Origin of the sequence: Vibrio sp. 1562 (assembly GCF_033340155.1) — a bacterium.
Taxonomy (GTDB): domain Bacteria; phylum Pseudomonadota; class Gammaproteobacteria; order Enterobacterales; family Vibrionaceae; genus Vibrio; species Vibrio alginolyticus.
In genome coordinates, this window is record NZ_JAWOVY010000700.1 from 1 (window position 1) to 537 (window position 537).

Below are 537 nucleotides of genomic sequence, written 5' to 3' on the forward strand. Positions count from 1 at the left end.
ACACCCCTTTTATTAGATCACGAATAGTTTATCTCAACTCATAGTTTAATCAGGGAGTTCTGTAGAATAAGGCCCAATGAAACATTGGAGGTTATCATGCCAATCTCACTTATCTTGGCCATTTTTGCCCTCATCGCCCTTGGCGCATGGGTGTTCTTTCGTTTCTACAGCAAACATTACGTTGGTGAAGATGCGCCAGAACAAAGTGTTCAAGTCACTATTTTAGACAAACAAGCGATCGATGTGCCGGATGCGCAGCCGGGACAGGACGACCAAGAATATTGGATTTATGTGCAACGTGGCCCAATCGGCCCGAAACGAGAATTCCAAATTGGTGTGCACTATTACCACGCGCTTAATCCAGGTGATAAAGGCACCCTGACCTACTGCGGCGACAAATTCCTACATTTCGCAATCAAACGCTAACTTACGGCAGTAACCAACGAGTCTTGGCTGATTTCGAGAACAAATAACTCATCGCCAAGGCTCCCGCCCCACTTAACACAATCCACACAGGGATCACCCATGCCGGATGAC

1 protein-coding gene and 1 pseudogene are annotated in these 537 nt (G+C 46.7%); one reads left to right on the top strand and one right to left on the bottom strand.

Annotated features, from left to right (window positions below; translation table 11 throughout):
* The first annotated feature begins 96 nt into the window (after positions 1-96).
* Positions 97-426: a DUF2500 domain-containing protein gene (locus R7Z49_RS27170; protein ID WP_015297474.1), complete on the top strand. Its 330-nt coding sequence runs from the start codon at positions 97-99 to the stop codon at positions 424-426.
* 1 nt (position 427) lies between these two features.
* On the opposite strand, the pseudogene R7Z49_RS27175 reads toward R7Z49_RS27170, so the two are convergent.
* Positions 428-537 (bottom strand): annotated as a pseudogene (locus tag R7Z49_RS27175) (acyltransferase); the annotation flags it as partial.